This is a genomic window from Pedobacter sp. (genome assembly GCF_037719805.1).
Lineage (GTDB): Bacteria > Bacteroidota > Bacteroidia > Sphingobacteriales > Sphingobacteriaceae > Pedobacter.
This window is the reverse complement of record NZ_JBBJLZ010000005.1, coordinates 537,068-554,932: the sequence shown is the minus strand read 5'-3', so window position 1 is coordinate 554,932 and position 17,865 is coordinate 537,068. Positions and strand designations below refer to the sequence as shown.

At 40.7% G+C, this 17,865-nt stretch carries 20 protein-coding genes; 8 read left to right on the top strand and 12 right to left on the bottom strand.

Features of this window, described 5'->3' with window-relative positions; genetic code table 11:
• Positions 1-14 precede the first annotated feature (14 nt).
• The 5 genes from gcvH (at position 15) to WKF66_RS18855 (ending at position 3,956) form a co-directional block, all read left to right on the top strand.
• Complete coding sequence (gcvH, locus tag WKF66_RS18875; RefSeq protein ID WP_489676045.1) at positions 15-395, top strand: glycine cleavage system protein GcvH; 381 nt, start codon at positions 15-17, stop codon at positions 393-395.
• Between the two features lie 4 nt (positions 396-399).
• Entirely contained in the window at positions 400-804 is a 405-nt protein-coding gene (locus tag WKF66_RS18870; protein ID WP_489676044.1) for a VanZ family protein, read from the top strand.
• 186 nt (positions 805-990) lie between these two features.
• Positions 991-1,206, top strand: a complete 216-nt coding sequence (locus WKF66_RS18865) for a FeoA family protein (protein ID WP_489676043.1) — start codon at positions 991-993, stop codon at positions 1,204-1,206.
• A 3-nt stretch (positions 1,207-1,209) separates the two neighbouring features.
• Complete coding sequence (feoB, locus tag WKF66_RS18860) at positions 1,210-3,324, top strand: ferrous iron transport protein B (protein ID WP_489676042.1); 2,115 nt, start codon at positions 1,210-1,212, stop codon at positions 3,322-3,324.
• 17 nt (positions 3,325-3,341) lie between these two features.
• Positions 3,342-3,956, top strand: a complete 615-nt coding sequence (locus WKF66_RS18855) for a SprT-like domain-containing protein (RefSeq protein ID WP_489676041.1) — start codon at positions 3,342-3,344, stop codon at positions 3,954-3,956.
• On the opposite strand, the gene WKF66_RS18850 is transcribed toward WKF66_RS18855, so the two are convergent.
• The 12 genes from WKF66_RS18850 to pdxA all read right to left on the bottom strand — a co-directional run bounded on the left by WKF66_RS18850 (position 3,905) and on the right by pdxA (position 15,389).
• Entirely contained in the window at positions 3,905-4,711 is an 807-nt protein-coding gene (locus WKF66_RS18850) for a hypothetical protein (protein WP_489676040.1), read from the bottom strand. The genes WKF66_RS18855 and WKF66_RS18850 overlap by 52 nt on opposite strands.
• Positions 4,712-4,814: 103 nt before the next feature.
• Positions 4,815-6,206, bottom strand: coding sequence for a LutB/LldF family L-lactate oxidation iron-sulfur protein (locus WKF66_RS18845; protein ID WP_489676039.1), 1,392 nt, complete (start codon positions 6,204-6,206; stop codon positions 4,815-4,817).
• A 121-nt stretch (positions 6,207-6,327) separates the two neighbouring features.
• Entirely contained in the window at positions 6,328-7,929 is a 1,602-nt protein-coding gene (locus WKF66_RS18840; protein WP_489676038.1) for a M28 family peptidase, read from the bottom strand.
• 15 nt (positions 7,930-7,944) lie between these two features.
• Positions 7,945-8,388 (bottom strand): ribose 5-phosphate isomerase B, encoded by a 444-nt coding sequence (rpiB, locus tag WKF66_RS18835; protein ID WP_489676037.1) that lies wholly within the window; start codon positions 8,386-8,388, stop codon positions 7,945-7,947.
• Between the two features lie 63 nt (positions 8,389-8,451).
• On the bottom strand, positions 8,452-9,321 hold the full coding sequence (tatC, locus tag WKF66_RS18830; RefSeq protein ID WP_489676036.1) for a twin-arginine translocase subunit TatC: 870 nt from the start codon (positions 9,319-9,321) through the stop codon (positions 8,452-8,454).
• Positions 9,322-9,401: 80 nt separating this feature from the next.
• Positions 9,402-10,742 carry an acetyl-CoA carboxylase biotin carboxylase subunit gene (accC, locus tag WKF66_RS18825; protein WP_489676035.1) on the bottom strand — a complete coding sequence of 447 codons (1,341 nt, stop codon included), beginning with the start codon at positions 10,740-10,742 and terminating at the stop codon, positions 9,402-9,404.
• A 167-nt stretch (positions 10,743-10,909) separates the two neighbouring features.
• Positions 10,910-11,392: an acetyl-CoA carboxylase biotin carboxyl carrier protein gene (gene accB / locus WKF66_RS18820; protein ID WP_489676034.1), complete on the bottom strand. Its 483-nt coding sequence runs from the start codon at positions 11,390-11,392 to the stop codon at positions 10,910-10,912.
• Between the two features lie 71 nt (positions 11,393-11,463).
• Entirely contained in the window at positions 11,464-12,453 is a 990-nt protein-coding gene (locus WKF66_RS18815; protein WP_489676033.1) for a beta-ketoacyl-ACP synthase III, read from the bottom strand.
• 6 nt (positions 12,454-12,459) lie between these two features.
• Complete coding sequence (gene plsX, locus WKF66_RS18810) at positions 12,460-13,401, bottom strand: phosphate acyltransferase PlsX (RefSeq protein WP_489676032.1); 942 nt, start codon at positions 13,399-13,401, stop codon at positions 12,460-12,462.
• A 95-nt stretch (positions 13,402-13,496) separates the two neighbouring features.
• Positions 13,497-13,688: a 50S ribosomal protein L32 gene (rpmF, locus tag WKF66_RS18805; RefSeq protein ID WP_489676031.1), complete on the bottom strand. Its 192-nt coding sequence runs from the start codon at positions 13,686-13,688 to the stop codon at positions 13,497-13,499.
• Between the two features lie 18 nt (positions 13,689-13,706).
• A complete protein-coding gene (locus WKF66_RS18800) occupies positions 13,707-14,243 on the bottom strand; it encodes a YceD family protein (protein WP_489676030.1) in 537 nt (178 codons plus the stop codon).
• A gap of 66 nt (positions 14,244-14,309) precedes the next feature.
• The gene (gene pdxA / locus WKF66_RS18795) at positions 14,310-15,389 is read right to left on the bottom strand and encodes a 4-hydroxythreonine-4-phosphate dehydrogenase PdxA (protein ID WP_489676029.1); all 1,080 of its coding nucleotides are present in this window, start codon (positions 15,387-15,389) and stop codon (positions 14,310-14,312) included.
• Between the two features lie 99 nt (positions 15,390-15,488).
• Here pdxA and rsmA point away from each other — a divergent pair, with 99 nt between their 5' ends.
• The 3 genes from rsmA (at position 15,489) to greA (ending at position 17,855) form a co-directional block, all read left to right on the top strand.
• On the top strand, positions 15,489-16,274 hold the full coding sequence (gene rsmA / locus WKF66_RS18790) for a 16S rRNA (adenine(1518)-N(6)/adenine(1519)-N(6))-dimethyltransferase RsmA (RefSeq protein WP_489676028.1): 786 nt from the start codon (positions 15,489-15,491) through the stop codon (positions 16,272-16,274).
• Positions 16,275-16,280: 6 nt separating this feature from the next.
• Positions 16,281-17,207, top strand: coding sequence for a 2-hydroxyacid dehydrogenase (locus tag WKF66_RS18785; RefSeq protein ID WP_489676027.1), 927 nt, complete (start codon positions 16,281-16,283; stop codon positions 17,205-17,207).
• Between the two features lie 174 nt (positions 17,208-17,381).
• Positions 17,382-17,855, top strand: a complete 474-nt coding sequence (gene greA, locus WKF66_RS18780; RefSeq protein WP_489676026.1) for a transcription elongation factor GreA — start codon at positions 17,382-17,384, stop codon at positions 17,853-17,855.
• The last annotated feature ends 10 nt before the right edge of the window (positions 17,856-17,865 follow it).

Below are 17,865 nucleotides of genomic sequence, written 5' to 3'. Positions count from 1 at the left end.
ACAAAAGCTAAGAAATGAATTTTCCATCAGAACTAAAATATACTAAGGACCACGAGTGGGTAAAGGTTGAAGGCAATGAAGCCGTTATCGGTATTACGGATTTTGCTCAGCGGGAGTTAGGAGATATTGTTTATATTGACATTAATACAGTTGGTGAAGAGATATCAAAGGATGATGTTTTTGGTACTGTTGAAGCCGTTAAAACTGTTTCTGACCTTTTTATGCCGGTAACTGCAACGGTTTTATCTGTGAATGACGCGTTAAACAATGCACCTGAACTTGTGAATTCTGATCCATATGGAGAAGGCTGGATGGTTAAGGTTTCTATCACAGATCTTTCTTCTGTTGATGATCTTTTAGACGCTGATGCTTATAAAGCACTTGTTGGCGCTTAATTAGATGAAATTAATTAGAAGACTAAAGTATCAAGGTTGGGCCATTGCCTGGTCTGTTGTTATTTTGATATTTTGTTGTATGAAAATGCCTGCTTCTTCCGGACCAGGCTTTTTTTTTGAGGGCTTCGATAAGCTTGTACATTTAGGTTTTTTCTTTGTGCTGACCGTACTCCTGTTCTTTGGGAGAATCTTAGACAAAGGGAGGTACGACTTCAGGTTTATGAGCGTTTTCAATATTGTATTGATAACGGCTACAATAGGTGTTGGAATTGAAGTGATCCAATGGAAATTCTTTCCTTATCGATCCGCAGAAGCTTGGGATTTCGTATGTGATATGCTGGGTGTAATGATGGCAGTGTGTAGCTATGTTTTATTGCATAAATCTGATTATCATGAAAAGAAAGCTTAGTTTGATATTGGTTCTGCTATCTGTGACCGCTATGAGTGGCTGCGGCATCTTTAACTCCGGTTGCAAGTGCCCAAAGGTATTCTACGAGGCCTATTCTACAAAGAAATAACACCTTCCTCCGTTGTCCCTATTTGGATTTATTATAAATTAAGGGTAAATTGCGCGCTAACTAACACGCGGGTATAAATGAAACTTTCTCAATTAAATCCTGGAGAATCGGGAACCATTGTAGCTTTTACAGATTTAGAAATGTCTGTTAAATTGATGGAAATGGGCTGCCTTCCAGGAGAAGTTGTAGAAGTAGAACGGTTTGCTCCTTTAGGAGATCCTATTGCAATTCGTGTTGCAGGCTATCAACTTTGCTTGCGTAAAAGTGAGGCTTCAATTATCATAATTCAATAACAATTGGCAAGAGATATCAAGATTGCACTTGTTGGTAATCCAAACACAGGTAAATCTACCCTTTTTAACCTTTTAACCGGCTTAAATCAAAAAATCGGTAATTTCCCTGGTATTACCGTTGATAAGAAAGTTGGTTACTGTAAGCTTGCAAATGATACTCAAGCGGAAATCATTGACCTTCCAGGTACGTATAGCTTGTACCCTAAAAGCAAGGATGAGAGCATTGTTTTTCAAGTTTTAGCTGATCCTACTGACCCTAGTCATCCTGATCTGATTGTTCTGGTAGTAGATGCGACTAATCTTCGCCGGAACCTGCTGTTATATACGCAGGTCGCCGATCTTGGGATTCCTTTGGTACTGGCCATGAACATGACCGACATGGCTAAGAACGAAGGTATCGACATAGATATTGACAAACTAGCGTTAAGACTCGGTGTACAAGTAGTTTCCATATCAGCAAGAAAGAATTTTGGTGTTAGGGAACTTAAGGAAGCCCTAAATAATACAGGTAAGATTGCCACTCAGACTGAAGGTGCGGACATGCACGTTTTGGCATCAGAGGCGATTGATCAGGCAAAAGAGGAGTTAGGCTTAACCAACAACTATTTTGCCTTACAGATTCTTCACCAACATGAACACCTTAACCTGTACACAGAAGCGCAGCATCTTGCTTTTGAACGAATAAAAAAGGACTGCGAATTCGAATCTTCGAAGCAACAGGCAGCAGAGACCATTTCAAGGTATCGGTATTTGAGCACTGTTTTAACTGGAGTCGTCACTGATACGGGAGCGAAGAAGAAGTTTGCGTTTAGTGATAAGCTGGATTCTGTTTTAACCAACAAGTTCTGGGGCTTTATCATCTTTATTGGGATATTGTTTTTCATATTTAACTCCATCTTTTCATGGTCTTCGTACCCAATGGATATGATTGAGTACGCTTTTGTCTGGCTTGCAGAAACCGGGCATCGATATTTGCCGGAGGGTTTACTAACGGATTTGCTGTTGGATGGCATTGTTGCCGGCTTAGGTGGAATCTTCATATTTATCCCTCAGATCGCAATTTTGTTTGCCTTTATATCGGTTTTGGAAGATACAGGTTATATGGCCCGGGTGACCTTTATGATGGATAAAGTGATGAGGAAATTTGGGCTGAGTGGTAAGTCTGTCGTGCCCATGATTGGTAGTCTGGCATGTGCCGTTCCATCAATCATGAGCGCTAGAAATATTGAAAGCTGGAAGGATAGAATCATCACCATTATGGTTGCACCGCTGGTGAGTTGCTCCGCACGTTTACCTGTTTATACGCTTTTAATCTCCCTTGTCGTGCCTGAAAGAATGATCTGGGGCTTTATCAATCTGCAGGGACTGACACTAATGGGGATGTACCTCATCAGTATTGTGGCGGCTGTTGTTGTCGCATTTGTAATGAAGTTTTTAATCAAGGCCAGGGAGCGTTCGTATTTTATTATGGAGTTGCCGGTTTATCGTATGCCACGCTGGACTAATGTACTGTATACTGTTTATGAGAAGGCCAGAACGTTTGTATTTGAGGCTGGTAAGGTGATTATAGCTATTTCTATAATTCTTTGGGTGTTGGCAACCTTTGGCCCCCCCAAGAGATTTGACGCTATAGATAAGAAGTATGCTGCCATTGAGGCCCGGAAGGATAGTCTTCAAATTCAAACTCTTGAAAGAGATAAGTCGGCCGAGAAGCTTGAAAACTCTTATGCCGGGATATTGGGACACGTTATTGAACCGGCCATCAGGCCTTTAGGTTTCGACTGGAAGATAGGGATTGCCTTAATAACTTCGTTTGCAGCGAGGGAGGCCTTTGTAGGTACAATGGCGACCATCTACAGCGTAGACAATGATGGGGAAGTGGCCACCATTCGTAATAAGATGAGGGGAGCTGTTAATCCTGATACCGGATTACCGGTCTTTACCGTTGCTACCGCGTTCTCGCTAATGTTGTTTTATGCTTTTGCGATGCAATGTATGAGTACAGTGGCCGTTGTATACCGCGAAACGAAGTCCTGGAAATGGCCGATGATACAGCTGTGCTACATGACCGTGATGGCTTACATCGCTAGTCTGATTGCTTACCAACTCTTAAAGTAAATCGTTAACTTGTGTTAGTGGAAAAGGCAAATCTTTTAAGTCAGTATATGCCTGTAGAGGCGGCTCCAATCATTGCACGCTGGATAGACTATTTTCAGTGTGAATTCAAGATCTCGAAATCAAGGGCAACCAAATTAGGTGATTACAGGCATCCATTTAGAGGTGTGGGCCATAAAATTTCTGTGAATAACAATTTAAACAGCTATGCTTTTCTGGTCACGACTGTTCACGAATTTGCGCATCTATTGACCTGGAATGACCATAAAAATAAGGTTAAGCCACACGGCGATGAATGGAAAAAGAACTTTAAAAAGATGATGGTTCCCTTTATTGAGAAGCAGATTTTCCCTGAAGATATTCAGCATGCGATAGTAAGCTATCTGACTAATCCATCAGCTGCAAGCTGCACTGACCTAAAGTTATCCCGTGCGTTAAAGAAGTATGACGCGGCTGTAGATTCTTCCAGGCTGGAGGAATTGCCAATCAATTCAACGTTTGTGATCAAAGATGGCCGCAAATTTACTAAAGGCGAGCGGCTAAGAAAACGTTATCGATGCGTGAGTCTGGATAATGGAAATACTTATCTGTTTAATCCATTGGCTGAGGTAACTTTGACTGGCACAGGAATATAAAGCGCTTCGTTGTTGCGCAAATCCCATTTGAAGCTAAGTTTAGTGTCTTTAAATACAGAAGGGTCCGTTTCTACACTGTCAATGAAAGGATCGCGTTCCACTACTTTCACATTAGCTGTATATCCTGCCGGGAGTTTACTTTTTAATATCAGATAGCTTCCAGCTTCCGACGCTATATATTGATCAAACACCATTTCGAAGTTATTAGTGCCAGCAAGAGCATCATTTAAAACTATCAGAGAATCAGAATAATTGGTTGAGGGCAATTGCGTATCCCGGTACTCCTGAAAGGGTAGTTTGGCTAGTTCTTTCTGGCTTGTGGCGAACCTAAAGTCTTCTTTAAAAGGAACATTGTTACGTATAAAGATCCTCCTGTTTCGAACGGCATCATTAGAGCTTTTGCTTCGTGAGGCCACTTGTCTGATCATGACTAAACTATCATTTTTAAAGTAATACTTCTCTGTGGAGGTACTTATGCCTTCATTGTGGCTTTGCTTAATGATGATCATTGGTTTGCCGTTGATACTGTATTTCTCTACATGAAAGGCGTTCTCTCCAGAGTTATAGATCAAGCTAACGTCTTTATCCAGAACAGCCAGGCCACTTTCTATGGAATCAGCATATAGCACAATCTCCTGCGGAGTCATTGTAGCTGGAGATTGCAGACTTAGAAGATCTGCTTGTGGATGCTTTGGGCCTTGCTGACAACTCGAAATTGCTAAGGAAAGAAGAAAAACTAGACTCAGATTTCTCATATAGTGGTTTTGAAACCGATCATGTTCTATTATCGTGCCAAGGGGCCTTAAAAATCTGCTTCTAAAGGGAACTCATCGTTCTCTTGTTTTTGAGCCGGAGCTGTTACTCCCTCGGAGTGCCTTTTTTACGTTCTTCCCAAAGTTTAGAGAATGACTTTGGAGCAATTACTGGCATCGAACGGTACTTGCCCCAGATCTTAGCAAAAAGACTCTTTAGGAAGAAGTTTTTAATCTTACCGCCAAGCATATCCATTCGTGATCGTTTGAGCATACCTATCTTCCAAATTTTCCAGCCAATCTCTTCAACTTTAGTGTTGTCGTGATTTGCTGCGGCATCTCTTCTGTTCAACAAAAGCATTTTGTGGATGTCAATTTTAACCGGACAAACTTCTGAGCACTTTCCGCACAGGCTGGAAGCATAGCTCAAGTGTTTAAACTCGTTCATCCCTTTTAAATGAGGGGTGATGATTGATCCAATAGGACCACTATAAGTAGTATTATAAGTATGTCCACCTATGTTTTTGTACACCGGACAAGCATTAAGACAAGCGCCACATCGTATGCAATAAAGTCCTTGTCGCTGATCTTTTTGTGCAAGAAGATTAGTGCGGCCGTTATCTAGCAATATGACGTACATCTCTTCAGGACCATCGGTTTCTAATCCACGTTTAGGGCCACTTAGCAATGTGTTATATACTGTCAGGTTCTGTCCTGTACCATGACTTGCGAGTAAAGGCCAAAACAGGTCAAGGTCTGCCATTGATGGAATGATTTTTTCGATCCCAACTATCGCAATGTGTATCTTTGGAAAAGTAGTACACAGCCTTGCATTTCCTTCATTTTCTGTCAAGGCAACGCTGCCGGTATCGGCAATCAGGAAATTACCACCACTGATTCCAATGTCAGCATTCAGGTATTTATCTCTTAAAAGCTCACGGGCTTTTTGGGTGAGTTGTTGAGGTGTATAATCTAAGGGAGTGCCGAACTTTTCGTGAAACAGCTTGGCGATCTCTTCCTTACTCAGGTGCATTGCTGGCGTCACAATATGGTAAGGTGGTTGTCCAAGCAACTGAACAATGTATTCTCCAAGATCGCTTTCCAGAGACTCAATATTGTTTTGCTCTAAGAAATCGTTGAGGTGAATCTCTTCGGTAGTCATCGACTTTGACTTGATTACTGTTTTGCCACCTGCTTTGGTGATGATATTCAGAATTTCTTTTTGAGCTTCCTCAGCGTCATTAGCCCAGATAACTTTGCCACCTCTTTTCTGAAAGTTTGCTTCGAATTCCGGAAGAAATTTATCTAAATTCTCCATCACTCTCCACTTAATCACATGGGCTTTTTTCTTAGAATTTTCCAGATTCTCAAACTTCGATAATCCACGTTCTACAGCTGTATCGTACTTGCCAATATTGTGGTTTATCGTTTTACGATGTCCTAAATCGAATGCTTTCTCATCTGCCTTTACCAAAAATTCTTCCGCAATCTTAGTCATCTTCAAACTTAGAGAAATTTGCGCTTATATTCAATAAGGGCGAAGCTTTTAGAAATTTGTGATTTTGGTTAAACAAAAAAACCTGCCTTGAGCGGGCAGGTTCAAATATTTGTAAGGGTATTTACTTCTTAGGAGTACCGTCTTCGTTTTTATCAACCGCTGGGCGCTTAAGTCCATTTGCTAGTTCCCATGCAGTAAAATATACCAACTGCGCGCGTTTCGCTAGCATTGGAAAATCAATTTTACCAATCTCATCGCCTGGCATATGGTATTCCGGGTGAACACCATTGAAATAAAAGATAACCGGGATGCCGTGCTTAGCGAAGTTGTAATGGTCTGATCGGTAGTAGAAACGATTTGGATCAGTTCTGTTGTTATAACGCTCATCAAGGTTGATATTTACATAATCTTTATTTGCCTTTTTACCAATCTTGTCTAAGTCAGAGCTCAACATGTCAGAGCCGATGATGTAGACAAAATTGTTATCACTTGCATGGTCTTTATCGCCACGGCCAATCATGTCGATATTTAGATCTGTAATGGTATTTTCAAGTGGGAACACAGGATGCTCAGAATACCATTCAGAACCTAACAGGCCTTTTTCTTCACCAACTACAGTCATGAACAATATACTTCTCTTAGGTCCGTTTCCAGCTTTCTTAGCCTTTGCAAATGCTTCAGCCAGCATAAGAACGCCAGTCGTTCCTGAGCCATCATCATCAGCACCGTTGTTTACTTTATCTTCGCCACTTTCAGTCAGGCCAATATGGTCATAGTGGCCCGTTACTACGAGTACTTCTTTTTTCAAATTAGCATCCGACCCTTCCAGGAAACCCAGCACGTTTTCTGCTCTTACCGGTTTTTCCAGTTTCTGTGCACTAGCGCTTATACTGATTTTTATTTCCTGAGATGCCGGTTTCCCGCTATCCGCAATTTTCTTCTTAATACCCTCAATACTAGTGCCTGCTGCTGCAAGGATCTTTCCTGCAACTGCAGACCCGATGTTAATGGTAACCATACCCTGAGGAGCCTTCATCTTATCGATGTTTTCCTGAGTTTTCATCATCAACGGCGATGCTTGCAGGTATGCTTTAAGCCTTGAGGGCATAGTGTCAATCGTCAAGTCAGCTACTATGACTGCGAGTGCCTTGTTCTCTGACAAATACTTTAGTTTTCCATTCAATGCTATTGCTTCCGCACGTGGGGTTACCGGAGTTCCAGCCGGTGTGTTGGTAGGTTGACCAGACTTAAATAGCATAACAACTTTACCCGCCACATTTTGGCCTTCAAAATCATTGTACCCTTCTTTGTTAAGACCGTATCCAACAAAAAGAACAGAGTTTGCATTAAAGGCAAAGCCATCTTTTGCTACCGCCTGACTTGGAATGTAAAAATCTTTAATTGCCTCAGCAGCCTGTCCATCTACAGTCAATACTTGCTGAAAGTCAAGGGTTACCATATCAATCTTCTGGAAGTAGTCGCCGTCTACTGGTCCCTTCAATCCTAAAGACTTGAAATGATTTTTGATGTAGTCTGCAGCCATCCAGGCACCTTTCTTTCCTGTCTCACGGCCTTCATAGGCATCTGACGCGAGAATTGAAAGATGTTTGTAAGCATTTTCTTTGGTGATGGTCTTGCTGTACTTAATGGCATTTTTATTTTGAGCAGCAGCGGTGCAGCTTAAAAAGGCCGCCAGGCCAACGTATAGGATGTGTTTTTTCATGGAAATAGGTATAATTTAACAGGCGATCTTATCTACTCTGTTATAGTGTCTGCCACCCTCAAAGTCTGTTGTTAAAAAAGTAGTTGCCATTTGCCTGGCAAGTTCTTCTGAAACAAACCTTGCGGGTACGCATAAGATGTTCGCATTATTGTGTTTTCTAGCAAGATTGGCTAATTCATCCAACCAGCAAATGGCTGCCCGGATATGCTGATGCTTATTTGCGGTAATAGCCACACCGTTTGCGCTCCCGCATACCAGAATACCAAAGTTATATTCTTCAGATTCTACTGCCGAAGCAACAGGATGTGCAAAGTCAGGGTAATCTACCGAGTCTAATGAATGTGTTCCGAAATCCTTAACCTCGTATGTTGTTCCTAAAAATGATTTAAGGAGTTCTTTATACTCAAATCCTGCATGATCTGCACCGATGGCAATTTTAATCTTTATCTCAACAGACATAATTCAAAAATATGTAGAAATATTATAAACTTGTGTAAAGCTTTAGTTAGCTAAATAGCGAATTTACGAGGCCAGCTCTTTTAGTCTCTTTCGCTCAATGTTAGCTGAAATATAAATACTCATCTCATACAGCAAGAACAGTGGAAGTGCAACAATCATCATTGTGAAAGGATCTGCTGTAGGCGTAACTACTGCAGCAACAATTAAAATAATCACTGCAGAATATCTTCTGCTTGCACGCATAAAGGCAGGTGTCATGACTCCCACTTTGGACAGTATGTAAATAATGACTGGCAACTGAAAAATAAGTCCTGATCCTAAGGTCAAGGTCATTATAGACGACAGATAAGAATCGATTGTAAATGTGTTCTCAATCTCTGGACTTACCTGAAAGTTGATGAGGAAATTAACTGATAATGGACAGATAATGTAATACCCGAACAAAATCCCAGTGAAAAATAGAAGGGATGCAAAAGCTACAAAGCCACTGGCCGATTTACGCTCATTATCATGCAATGCAGGTTTAATAAACAACCAGACCTCGAACAAGAGGTAAGGTATGCCTAATATTAGTCCTGTCATTACGCAAGCATTAAGCTGTAGTGTAAATTGCCCGGACATCTCAGTATTAATGATCTTGGCATCGAGTGTTCTAATACAGAAATCTTCACCTATCGAAGGGAACCTTTCATATAGCCTGCACATCATCCTGTAGGTCCAGAAACTTGGGTTTTTAGGACCCATGATGATGGTATTGAATATGAAATCTGAATAGTAAAAAGCCCCTACAGTAAATACCAGCACAACAGCTAACGCCCGCAGCAAATGTTTTCTTAATACGTCTATGTGATCGAAGAACGACATTTCTGCTTCCAGTGTTCTGCCTTTCTCTTTGATTGCACCTATAAGGTCCTTCGTTTTATTGTCACTCATGCGGGTTATTTGGAAGCAAAAATACCATTCTATTTAATTTAGAATGGTATTTACGTTTTAAATCTTATAAAAAGTTTTTATTACTCAGAAAATTCAAAAGTTTCCATGAATTTAGTGGTGAAATTGCCTGCCCTGAAGTTAGGATCTTTCATCAGTTTCAAGTGAAAAGGTATGGTGGTTTTTATTCCTTCAATTACAAATTCACTCAATGCGCGCTCCATGGTACTTATGGCTTCTTCACGTGTCTGAGCCACGCAAATCAATTTTGCTATCATGGAATCATAGTTTGAAGGGATCTGATAACCGGCATAAACGTGCGTATCAACCCGAACACCATGACCACCCGGAGAGTGGAAGTTGGTGATTTTACCCGGACAAGGTCTAAAGTTATTAAAAGGATCTTCTGCGTTTATTCTACATTCTATGGCATGCATATGAGGTAAATAATTTTTACCAGAAATGGGTACTCCAGAAGCTACTTTTATTTGTTCTTTAATCAAGTCATAGTTAATTACCTCTTCGGTAACCGGGTGTTCTACCTGGATCCTCGTGTTCATCTCCATGAAGTAGAAATTGCGGTGTTTATCAACCAAAAACTCAATCGTTCCCGCACCTTCGTATTGAACCGCGATAGCACCTTTAATTGCCGCTTCACCCATTTTCTCTCTTAACTCTGGAGTCATGAAAGGAGATGGAGCTTCTTCAACTAATTTCTGATGACGGCGTTGAATAGAGCAGTCTCTCTCTGATAAATGGCAGGCTTTTCCATATTGATCACCGATAATCTGAATCTCAATGTGTCTGGGATCCTCAATGTATTTCTCTAGATACAGACCGTCGTTACCAAACGCAGCACTAGACTCTTGTCGGCAACTGTCCCAGGCATTTTCAAAATCTTCATCTTTCCAAACCACACGCATACCACGACCACCGCCACCGGCAGTTGCTTTTAATATAACGGGATAACCCATACCATTAGCTAGTCTAATGCCTTCTTTAAAACTTTCAAGTAAGCCTTCAGAACCGGGAATAGTTGGTACTCCTGCTATCTTCATGGTTTCTTTGGCAGATGCCTTATCACCCATTGAGTTGATCTGTTCAGGTGTAGCACCAATAAATTTAATACCATAATCACGGCACACTGAAGAAAATTTTGCATTCTCAGACAAAAAGCCGTAACCTGGATGTATAGCGTCTGCGTTTGTTAACTCAGCTGCAGAGATAATATTTGGGATGCTTAAGTAAGAGTCCTTACTTGGCGGTGGACCGATACAAACGGCCTCATCAGCAAAACGTACATGCAAGCTTTCTCTGTCTGCTGTTGAATAAACGGCTACAGTTTTGATGCCCATTTCTTTACAGGTACGAATAATACGTAAGGCAATTTCGCCCCTGTTGGCAATTAATATTTTCTTAAACATATGATTTTCCTTTTCACTCGTATTTTCTACACACTGCATCTTCGAGAGTCCTTCGAACCGGCCTTGGCCGGGATGAAGACCTCCTTTTTCTCTCCAGATATCCTGAAATAATTCAGGAAGACGGATAGTGGTAGCATGAATGTCACTGCATTAAAAGAGGTAAATATTTACATTGGTTCTACTAAAAATAATGGCTGATCGTATTCTACAGGTGATGCATTATCAACAAGTACTTTTACAACCCTACCCGCAACTTCACTTTCAATCTCATTGAATAGTTTCATTGCCTCAATGATACACGCTACTTTACCAACAGAAACTTCATCTCCTACATTTAAGAACGATGGTTTATCAGGGCTTGAAGAACGGTAGAACGTACCGATCATTGGAGATTTTATAGTGATATATTTTGAAGCGTCTTCTGCGGCAGTGGCTTCAGCGCTTTTAGATTCAGTAACCGATACAGGTAGTGGAGCTGCTGCTGCAAGAACTGGAGTGACAGGGGCAGAAGCTGGAACAGAAGCCTGAACTATTGTAGGCGCTTGATTCGTTTTAATAGTGATTTTGAAGTTTTCTTGCTCAATGGCCACTTCGTTTACTCCCGAACGAGAAACAAATTTAATAAGTTCCTGAATTTGTTTAATATCCATTTTATGGTGTTATTTATGAAAACTATGTGTTTTTAGTATTAACTAAGTTATGATTATTTATTATATAATATTTAATATGCCCATTTTAAGTATACTGATCCCCAGGTAAAACCGCCGCCAAAAGCCGCTAAAATGATATTATCTCCCTTTTTCAGTTTGCTTTCCCATTCCCATAGGCACAATGGAATTGTTCCATTTGTTGTATTGCCGTAACGCTCAATATTTATCATCACCTTTTCATTCCCAAGACCCATTCTTGAAGCCGTGGCATCGATGATGCGTTTATTAGCTTGATGAGGCACCAGCCAGGTCACGTCCTCAGATGTCAGGTGGTTTCTTTCCATGATTTCTGCAGCTACGTTTGCCATATTTGTTACCGCAAATTTAAATACAGTCTGGCCCTCCTGGTAAACGAAGTGTTCGTTATTGTCAATGGTTTCATGTGATGCTGGACGCACAGAGCCACCCGCTTTTTGATGAAGATACTGCCTGCCCGAACCATCACTTTTTAATATCGAATCTATTACGCCATTGCCTTCATCATTGGGCTCTAATAAGACGGCACCGCATCCATCGCCGAAAATAATGCAGGTGGTGCGGTCTTTATAATCGATAATAGACGACATTTTATCTCCGCCTACAACTAAAATCTTTTTGTGTTTGCCAGACTCAATAAATTGAGAGGCTGTTGATATGCCGTAGATAAAGCCGGAGCACGCTGCCTGTAAGTCAAATCCCCAGGCATTCTTTGCTCCAATCTTATCCGCAAGGATGTTCGCTGTTGCAGGGAAGGGTAGATCTGGAGTGGTCGTGCAAAATATGATCAATTCAATCTCTTCTGCTCGAATGCCACGCTTTTCAAGAAGCCCATTAACCGCATGAACGGCCATGTCAGAGGTTCCAAGGCCTTCTCCTTTCAATATTCTTCGCTCTTTGATTCCGGTTCTGGAGGTGATCCATTCGTCAGTAGTATCTACGATAGACTCCAGTTCTTTATTAGTTAGAATGTAGTCAGGTACGTAGCCATTAACAGCCGTAATCGCAGCGTGAATTTTACTCATTTCTTATCAGTTATTAAAAGCCGCCTGTATCTTTCCTACTAGGCCAGTAATGATCATATCACGGGACTGAAGAATCATATTCTTTACAGCTGTGGGGCTTGAGATTCCATGACCTACTATTACCGGTGCATTTACACCAAGTACCGGACTACCCCCATAATTTTCGTAATTAAAGCGATCAAAGAACTCATCTTGCAGGCCTCTTTTTTTAGTGAGAATATAGAATGATTCAGCCAGCTTAAGCATCACATTTCCTGTAAATCCATCGCAAACAATAACATCTGCTTTTTCGTTAAACAGGTCTCTTCCTTCCACATTGCCCACGAAATTAAAAAGCTTTGTATCTTTCATCAAAGGGAACGTGGCAAGACTTAACATATTACCTTTCTCGTCTTCTTCTCCAATATTGATCAAGGCAACCTTCGGGTTTGTGATGCCCATTACGTTTTCAGCATACAGGCTACCTACTATACCAAATTGAAGTAGTACATCAGGTTTGCAATCAGCATTTGCGCCAACGTCTACCATTAGTCCAACACCACCGCTAAGTTTAGGTAAAAAAGTGCAGAGGCAGGGGCGAATGATGCCTGAAATGGCTTTAACGCTAAACAATGCACCAACAAGCATAGCACCAGAGTTTCCGGCACTAGCAAATGAGTCTAGCTTACCTTCTTTTAAGAGTTGATAGCCAACAGAAATACTTGAGTTAGGCTTTTGAACAATAGCCTTAGTGGCATGCTCGTCCATACCAATAACTTCTTCGGTATGTACATATTCAAAGTGATCCGGATTAAATCCGCTTTCGACGAGCAAAGGCTTAATTTGTGCCGTATCGCCAATAAGCACAAGGTGCTCGTCAGCAGACAACAGTGGATGGGCCGCTATTGCTCCTAAAACATTTGCTTTAGGAGCATAGTCTCCACCCATTATATCGAGACCTATTTTCATAGTAAAAATCAGTTTGTGTATGAGGCAATAAGTGCCGTTATTTTGGTCCCTAAGGTAAAGCTTAGCAGACTGAAAACACAAACTATTTTTAGAAATTAAGCTATCGCGGAGTTTTCAATAACCAATTTACCGTTGTAGTATAAACTACCATCAACGTTGTATGCGCGGTGAGGAGTGTGTATTGCACCTGTTGTTTGACAAGTAGCTAAAGAAGGAGTTTCTGCTTTATAGTGAGTTCTTCTTTTATCTCTTCTACTTTTAGAAATCTTGCGTTTTGGATGTGCCATTGCTGATTTATTTAATTATTATTTTAATTTCTTTAATGCTGACCAACGTGGGTCCTCATCTTGTGTTTCTTCGTCTTCATTGTGTGATCCGACCGCTAAGCTTTCCAGTTTCGCAATCATCTCCTGGTCGCATTTCTGGCCATCGCCATTCTGCTCGCAGATTTTAATATAAGGCACCCCTACAGTGATGAACTCATAAATCAAGTCAGCTACATTCAGCTCACTTTCTTTTTTATTAAGCATGATGATCTCTAAATCATCACTCTGTAAGTCATCTTCAGCAAACTTAACAATCTGCCTTTCACGGATACTTATTGGTGAGTTAAATTCTGCCAAACATTTATCGCAATCTAAAACTATTGTCCCATTTATCTGGAACAGTAGGATTAGCATCGTCTCCTGCTTGTCTACTTCAACTTCTGCTTTTAAACTTCCCTTTTTTACTAAAGAGTACTCATATGCATCAAAAAAGGTGTTATCAATCTCAAAATCAAACTGATGTTTGCCAATTTTTAAGCCAGAAAAGGGGATTGAAAATTGTTTTAATTGTTTCACTGGTAACAAAATTTTAGCCCGCAAATGTAAGAATTAATTTCATTTGTTGCAAATAGTTTCTGTTATCTAATTTGCATCGTCTTTTAAGTCAAACGCTGTTTCAACAAGTTTGCCTCCACTGCGCAATTGATTCTTCAATAGTTCTTCCTGCTCTCTCCTGTGTTTCACAATATGTATTGCAGAAAATATTGCTTCTATAAATGAAGATGGATCTGCTTCATTCTTACCAGCGATATCATACGCAGTTCCATGATCAGGAGAGGTGCGAACGAACTTTAGCCCAGCCGTATAATTCACTCCTGTACTAAAAGCAAGTGTCTTGAATGGTATCAAGCCTTGGTCATGATACATCGCCAGCACCGCATCAAACTGTTTAAAGCTTCCTTTGCCAAAGAAACCGTCTGCCGGATAGGGTCCAAAACATATAATGCCTTTATCAAAAGCTTCCTGTATTGCAGGTATGATCACTAGTTCTTCCTCCGAGCCCAATAGCCCGTTATCGCCCGCATGTGGGTTCAATCCCAAAACTGCAATCTTAGGTTTCTCGATCCAGAAATCTTTCTTCAAGCTTTCGTTCATCAACACCAACTTCTTTACGATCTTTTCCTTTGTAATGCTCTGCGCAACACTCGTCAGTGGAATGTGGCCTGTTACCACTCCAACGCGGATATCCTCACTTAACAAAAACATCAGAACATCCTTACTTCCGCTACGCTCCTGAAGATATTCAGTATGGCCTGGAAAGTTGAAGGTGTCAGATTGTATATTGTGTTTGTTAATTGGTGCAGTTACCAAAGCATCAATCGCTCCACTAACAAGGTCATCAGTAGCTTTCTCTAAAGAGATCAGCGCATATTTACCCCCAGTTTCATTGGAAACGCCAAGGTCTATTTTCACATCTTCCTCCCAACAATTGATCATGTTAACCTTTTTGGGGTTAGCATTTTCCGCACTGCTGATCACATTGAAAGCAAAATCACTCATGCCCATCGCCTTCCTATGAAAAGAGGCAACTTTGGAATGCCCATAAACTATCGGGGTACAATAATCAAGAATTTGCAACTCAGCTAACGACTTAATGATCACTTCTAATCCGATGCCGTTTACATCGCCAATGCTGATTCCGATTTTAATTTTATCACTCATGTCCATTAGAAATATGGCGCAAATTACAGAATTTCAATCTATAGTTAGGTCGATACTGGTAAAACTTTAGTTATTTTGCAGCTTTTAACACATCTGGATATGAGTTTGGTAAAGGCGAAGAAACATCTTGGGCAACATTTTTTAACTGATAAAAAGATTGCCGCAAAAATCGTCAACGGCCTTGTTCATACGGATCAGTATACCCAGGTTCTAGAGGTCGGACCAGGGATGGGCATTTTGTCAGACATCTTACTGGAACGAACAGACCTTGAAACATACCTTATTGATATCGATGTTGAATCCTATCACTTCCTGCAGAGTAAATACCCCGAACTGGGCTCGCGATTGATCAACGGAGATTTTTTGAAGCTTAATCTTTCTGAGATCTTTCCAGGTAAATACGCGATAATTGGTAATTTTCCCTATAACATATCCTCTCAAATTCTTTTTAAAATATTGGAAAACAGAGATCGTGTCGTAGAAATGGTAGGGATGTTTCAAAAGGAGGTTGCAGAACGATGCGCTTCTAAAGAAGGAACAAAAGATTACGGAATCTTAAGTGTACTCATCCAGGCTTACTACAACATTGAATATCTTTTTTCTGTAAAGCCAGGGACCTTTAATCCGCCACCTAAAGTAAATTCTGGGGTGATCAGGCTAAGTAGAAATGATGTAGAAACGCTGCCCTGCGACGAGAAATTATTCTGGAGAACCGTTAAAGCAGGGTTTAATCAAAGGCGGAAAACGTTGCGTAACGCCCTTTCTGGTGTAGTTTCAAAAGAGAAGATGGATGATCATATATACTTTGACAAGCGTGCGGAGCAGCTCAGTGTGGCGGATTTCATTACGCTAACTCAGCACCTTGAGGCGCTGATGCAAAACTAACCAACCATGATAAAAAAGATTTTAATCGTTGATGACCTTCATCCTGTATTTAAGGAACAAGCAGAACTTTTAGGCTTTGAAGTGGATGATAGACCTCTGATCACCAGAGAGGAAACGCTTGAAGTAGTAAAAAACTATGTCGGTATTGCGGTTCGTACGAAGTTTAGAATCGATAAAACACTTTTTGATGCAGCACCAAATCTAAAATTTGTTGCAAGAGCGGGTGCTGGTTTAGATAACATAGAGGAGTCGATAGCTAAAGAAAGAAATATACAACTGCTCAATGCCCCTGAAGGAAACATGGATGCTGTTGGCGAACATGCTACGGGTTTGCTGCTCTCCCTAATGAATAATTTTCGCAACGCCGATCGGCAAATTAGAAACGGTCAGTGGGATAGGGAAGGCAACCGGGGTTACGAGCTGAAAGGCAAAACGGTCGGGATCATTGGTTATGGTTTTATGGGTCAGTCATTCGCAAAGAAATTGAAAGGTTTCGAAGTCAACGTGATCGCATACGATAAATATAAAACAGGTTTTTCTAATGAGTTTGCAAAAGAAGTTAGCATGGAAGAAATTGTTAGGCAAAGCGATGTCCTAAGCTTACACATTCCTTTAACTCCAGAAACCAGACAAATGGTAGATGAAGAGTACCTGTTCCATTTTCGGAAGCCAATTTTCTTTATCAACACCGCTCGCGGAGAAATCGTCAACACAAAAGTTATTTTAAACGCTTTGCAACAAGGAAAAATCCTTGGAGCAGGATTAGATGTCCTGGAAACTGAAAAGTTTCCTTTGCTTGCAGAACAAGACTGGTACTCAGATCTTATTAAATCTAATAATGTGATTCTCACGCCTCATGTCGCAGGCTGGACCTTTGACTCCTACCGAAAGATATCTGAGGTTCTTGCGGCTAAGTTAGCTGCATTATACTAAGAAATTGCAGGTGGGAAGGGGGACAAGTGCAGGCCAGTCCACAATTTTTTGCTTTAATTTGCTTTTGTGATAAAGCCCTATTATCTTCGTTACAATTGAAACAAGACTATGTAGGTGAATTGGCCGATGTAGTCTTGTTTGTTTTTATAGTAATTACTAATAACAAAAATAGCTATGACAGAGGTAACATATTATACCCAAGATGGTTTAGATAGACTAAGAGCAGAGATCCATCAAATGAAGGGTACTGGCAGGCAGCAAATATCTAAAGCGATAGCAGAAGCCAGAGATAAAGGTGATCTTTCTGAGAACGCCGAGTATGATGCAGCGAAAGAAGCTCAAGGTCTACATGAAGCTAAAATATCCAAATTAGAGAATACGCTTTCAACGGCCAGGTTAATAGACGAATCAAAATTAGATGCTTCGAAAGTGCTCGCACTATCGATTGTAAAGATCAAAAATATTAAGAACGGCGCAACCATGTCTTATCAGTTGGTAGCAGAGTCAGAAGCCGATCTTAAAACAGGTAAGATCTCGGTTAAATCGCCCATAGCGCAAGGTTTACTAGGTAAATCGGTAGGTGATAAAACGGAGATACAAGTGCCTGCAGGTAAAATAGAATTCGAAATTTTAGAGATCACCAGATAATCTTAATCAA

Bases quoted from the DNA above. Each gene is read 5' to 3' on its own strand.
- gcvH (WP_489676045.1), top strand. From the start codon at position 15: ATGAATTTTCCATCAGAACTAAAATATACTAAGGACCACGAGTGGGTA.
- WKF66_RS18870 (WP_489676044.1), top strand. From the start codon at position 400: ATGAAATTAATTAGAAGACTAAAGTATCAAGGTTGGGCCATTGCCTGG.
- WKF66_RS18865 (WP_489676043.1), top strand. From the start codon at position 991: ATGAAACTTTCTCAATTAAATCCTGGAGAATCGGGAACCATTGTAGCT.
- WKF66_RS18850 (WP_489676040.1), bottom strand. From the start codon at position 4,711: ATGAGAAATCTGAGTCTAGTTTTTCTTCTTTCCTTAGCAATTTCGAGT.
- WKF66_RS18845 (WP_489676039.1), bottom strand. From the start codon at position 6,206: ATGACTAAGATTGCGGAAGAATTTTTGGTAAAGGCAGATGAGAAAGCA.
- WKF66_RS18840 (WP_489676038.1), bottom strand. From the start codon at position 7,929: ATGAAAAAACACATCCTATACGTTGGCCTGGCGGCCTTTTTAAGCTGC.
- rpiB (WP_489676037.1), bottom strand. From the start codon at position 8,388: ATGTCTGTTGAGATAAAGATTAAAATTGCCATCGGTGCAGATCATGCA.
- tatC (WP_489676036.1), bottom strand. From the start codon at position 9,321: ATGAGTGACAATAAAACGAAGGACCTTATAGGTGCAATCAAAGAGAAA.
- accC (WP_489676035.1), bottom strand. From the start codon at position 10,742: ATGTTTAAGAAAATATTAATTGCCAACAGGGGCGAAATTGCCTTACGT.
- accB (WP_489676034.1), bottom strand. From the start codon at position 11,392: ATGGATATTAAACAAATTCAGGAACTTATTAAATTTGTTTCTCGTTCG.
- WKF66_RS18815 (WP_489676033.1), bottom strand. From the start codon at position 12,453: ATGAGTAAAATTCACGCTGCGATTACGGCTGTTAATGGCTACGTACCT.
- plsX (WP_489676032.1), bottom strand. From the start codon at position 13,401: ATGAAAATAGGTCTCGATATAATGGGTGGAGACTATGCTCCTAAAGCA.
- rpmF (WP_489676031.1), bottom strand. From the start codon at position 13,688: ATGGCACATCCAAAACGCAAGATTTCTAAAAGTAGAAGAGATAAAAGA.
- pdxA (WP_489676029.1), bottom strand. From the start codon at position 15,389: ATGAGTGATAAAATTAAAATCGGAATCAGCATTGGCGATGTAAACGGC.
- rsmA (WP_489676028.1), top strand. From the start codon at position 15,489: ATGAGTTTGGTAAAGGCGAAGAAACATCTTGGGCAACATTTTTTAACT.
- WKF66_RS18785 (WP_489676027.1), top strand. From the start codon at position 16,281: ATGATAAAAAAGATTTTAATCGTTGATGACCTTCATCCTGTATTTAAG.
- greA (WP_489676026.1), top strand. From the start codon at position 17,382: ATGACAGAGGTAACATATTATACCCAAGATGGTTTAGATAGACTAAGA.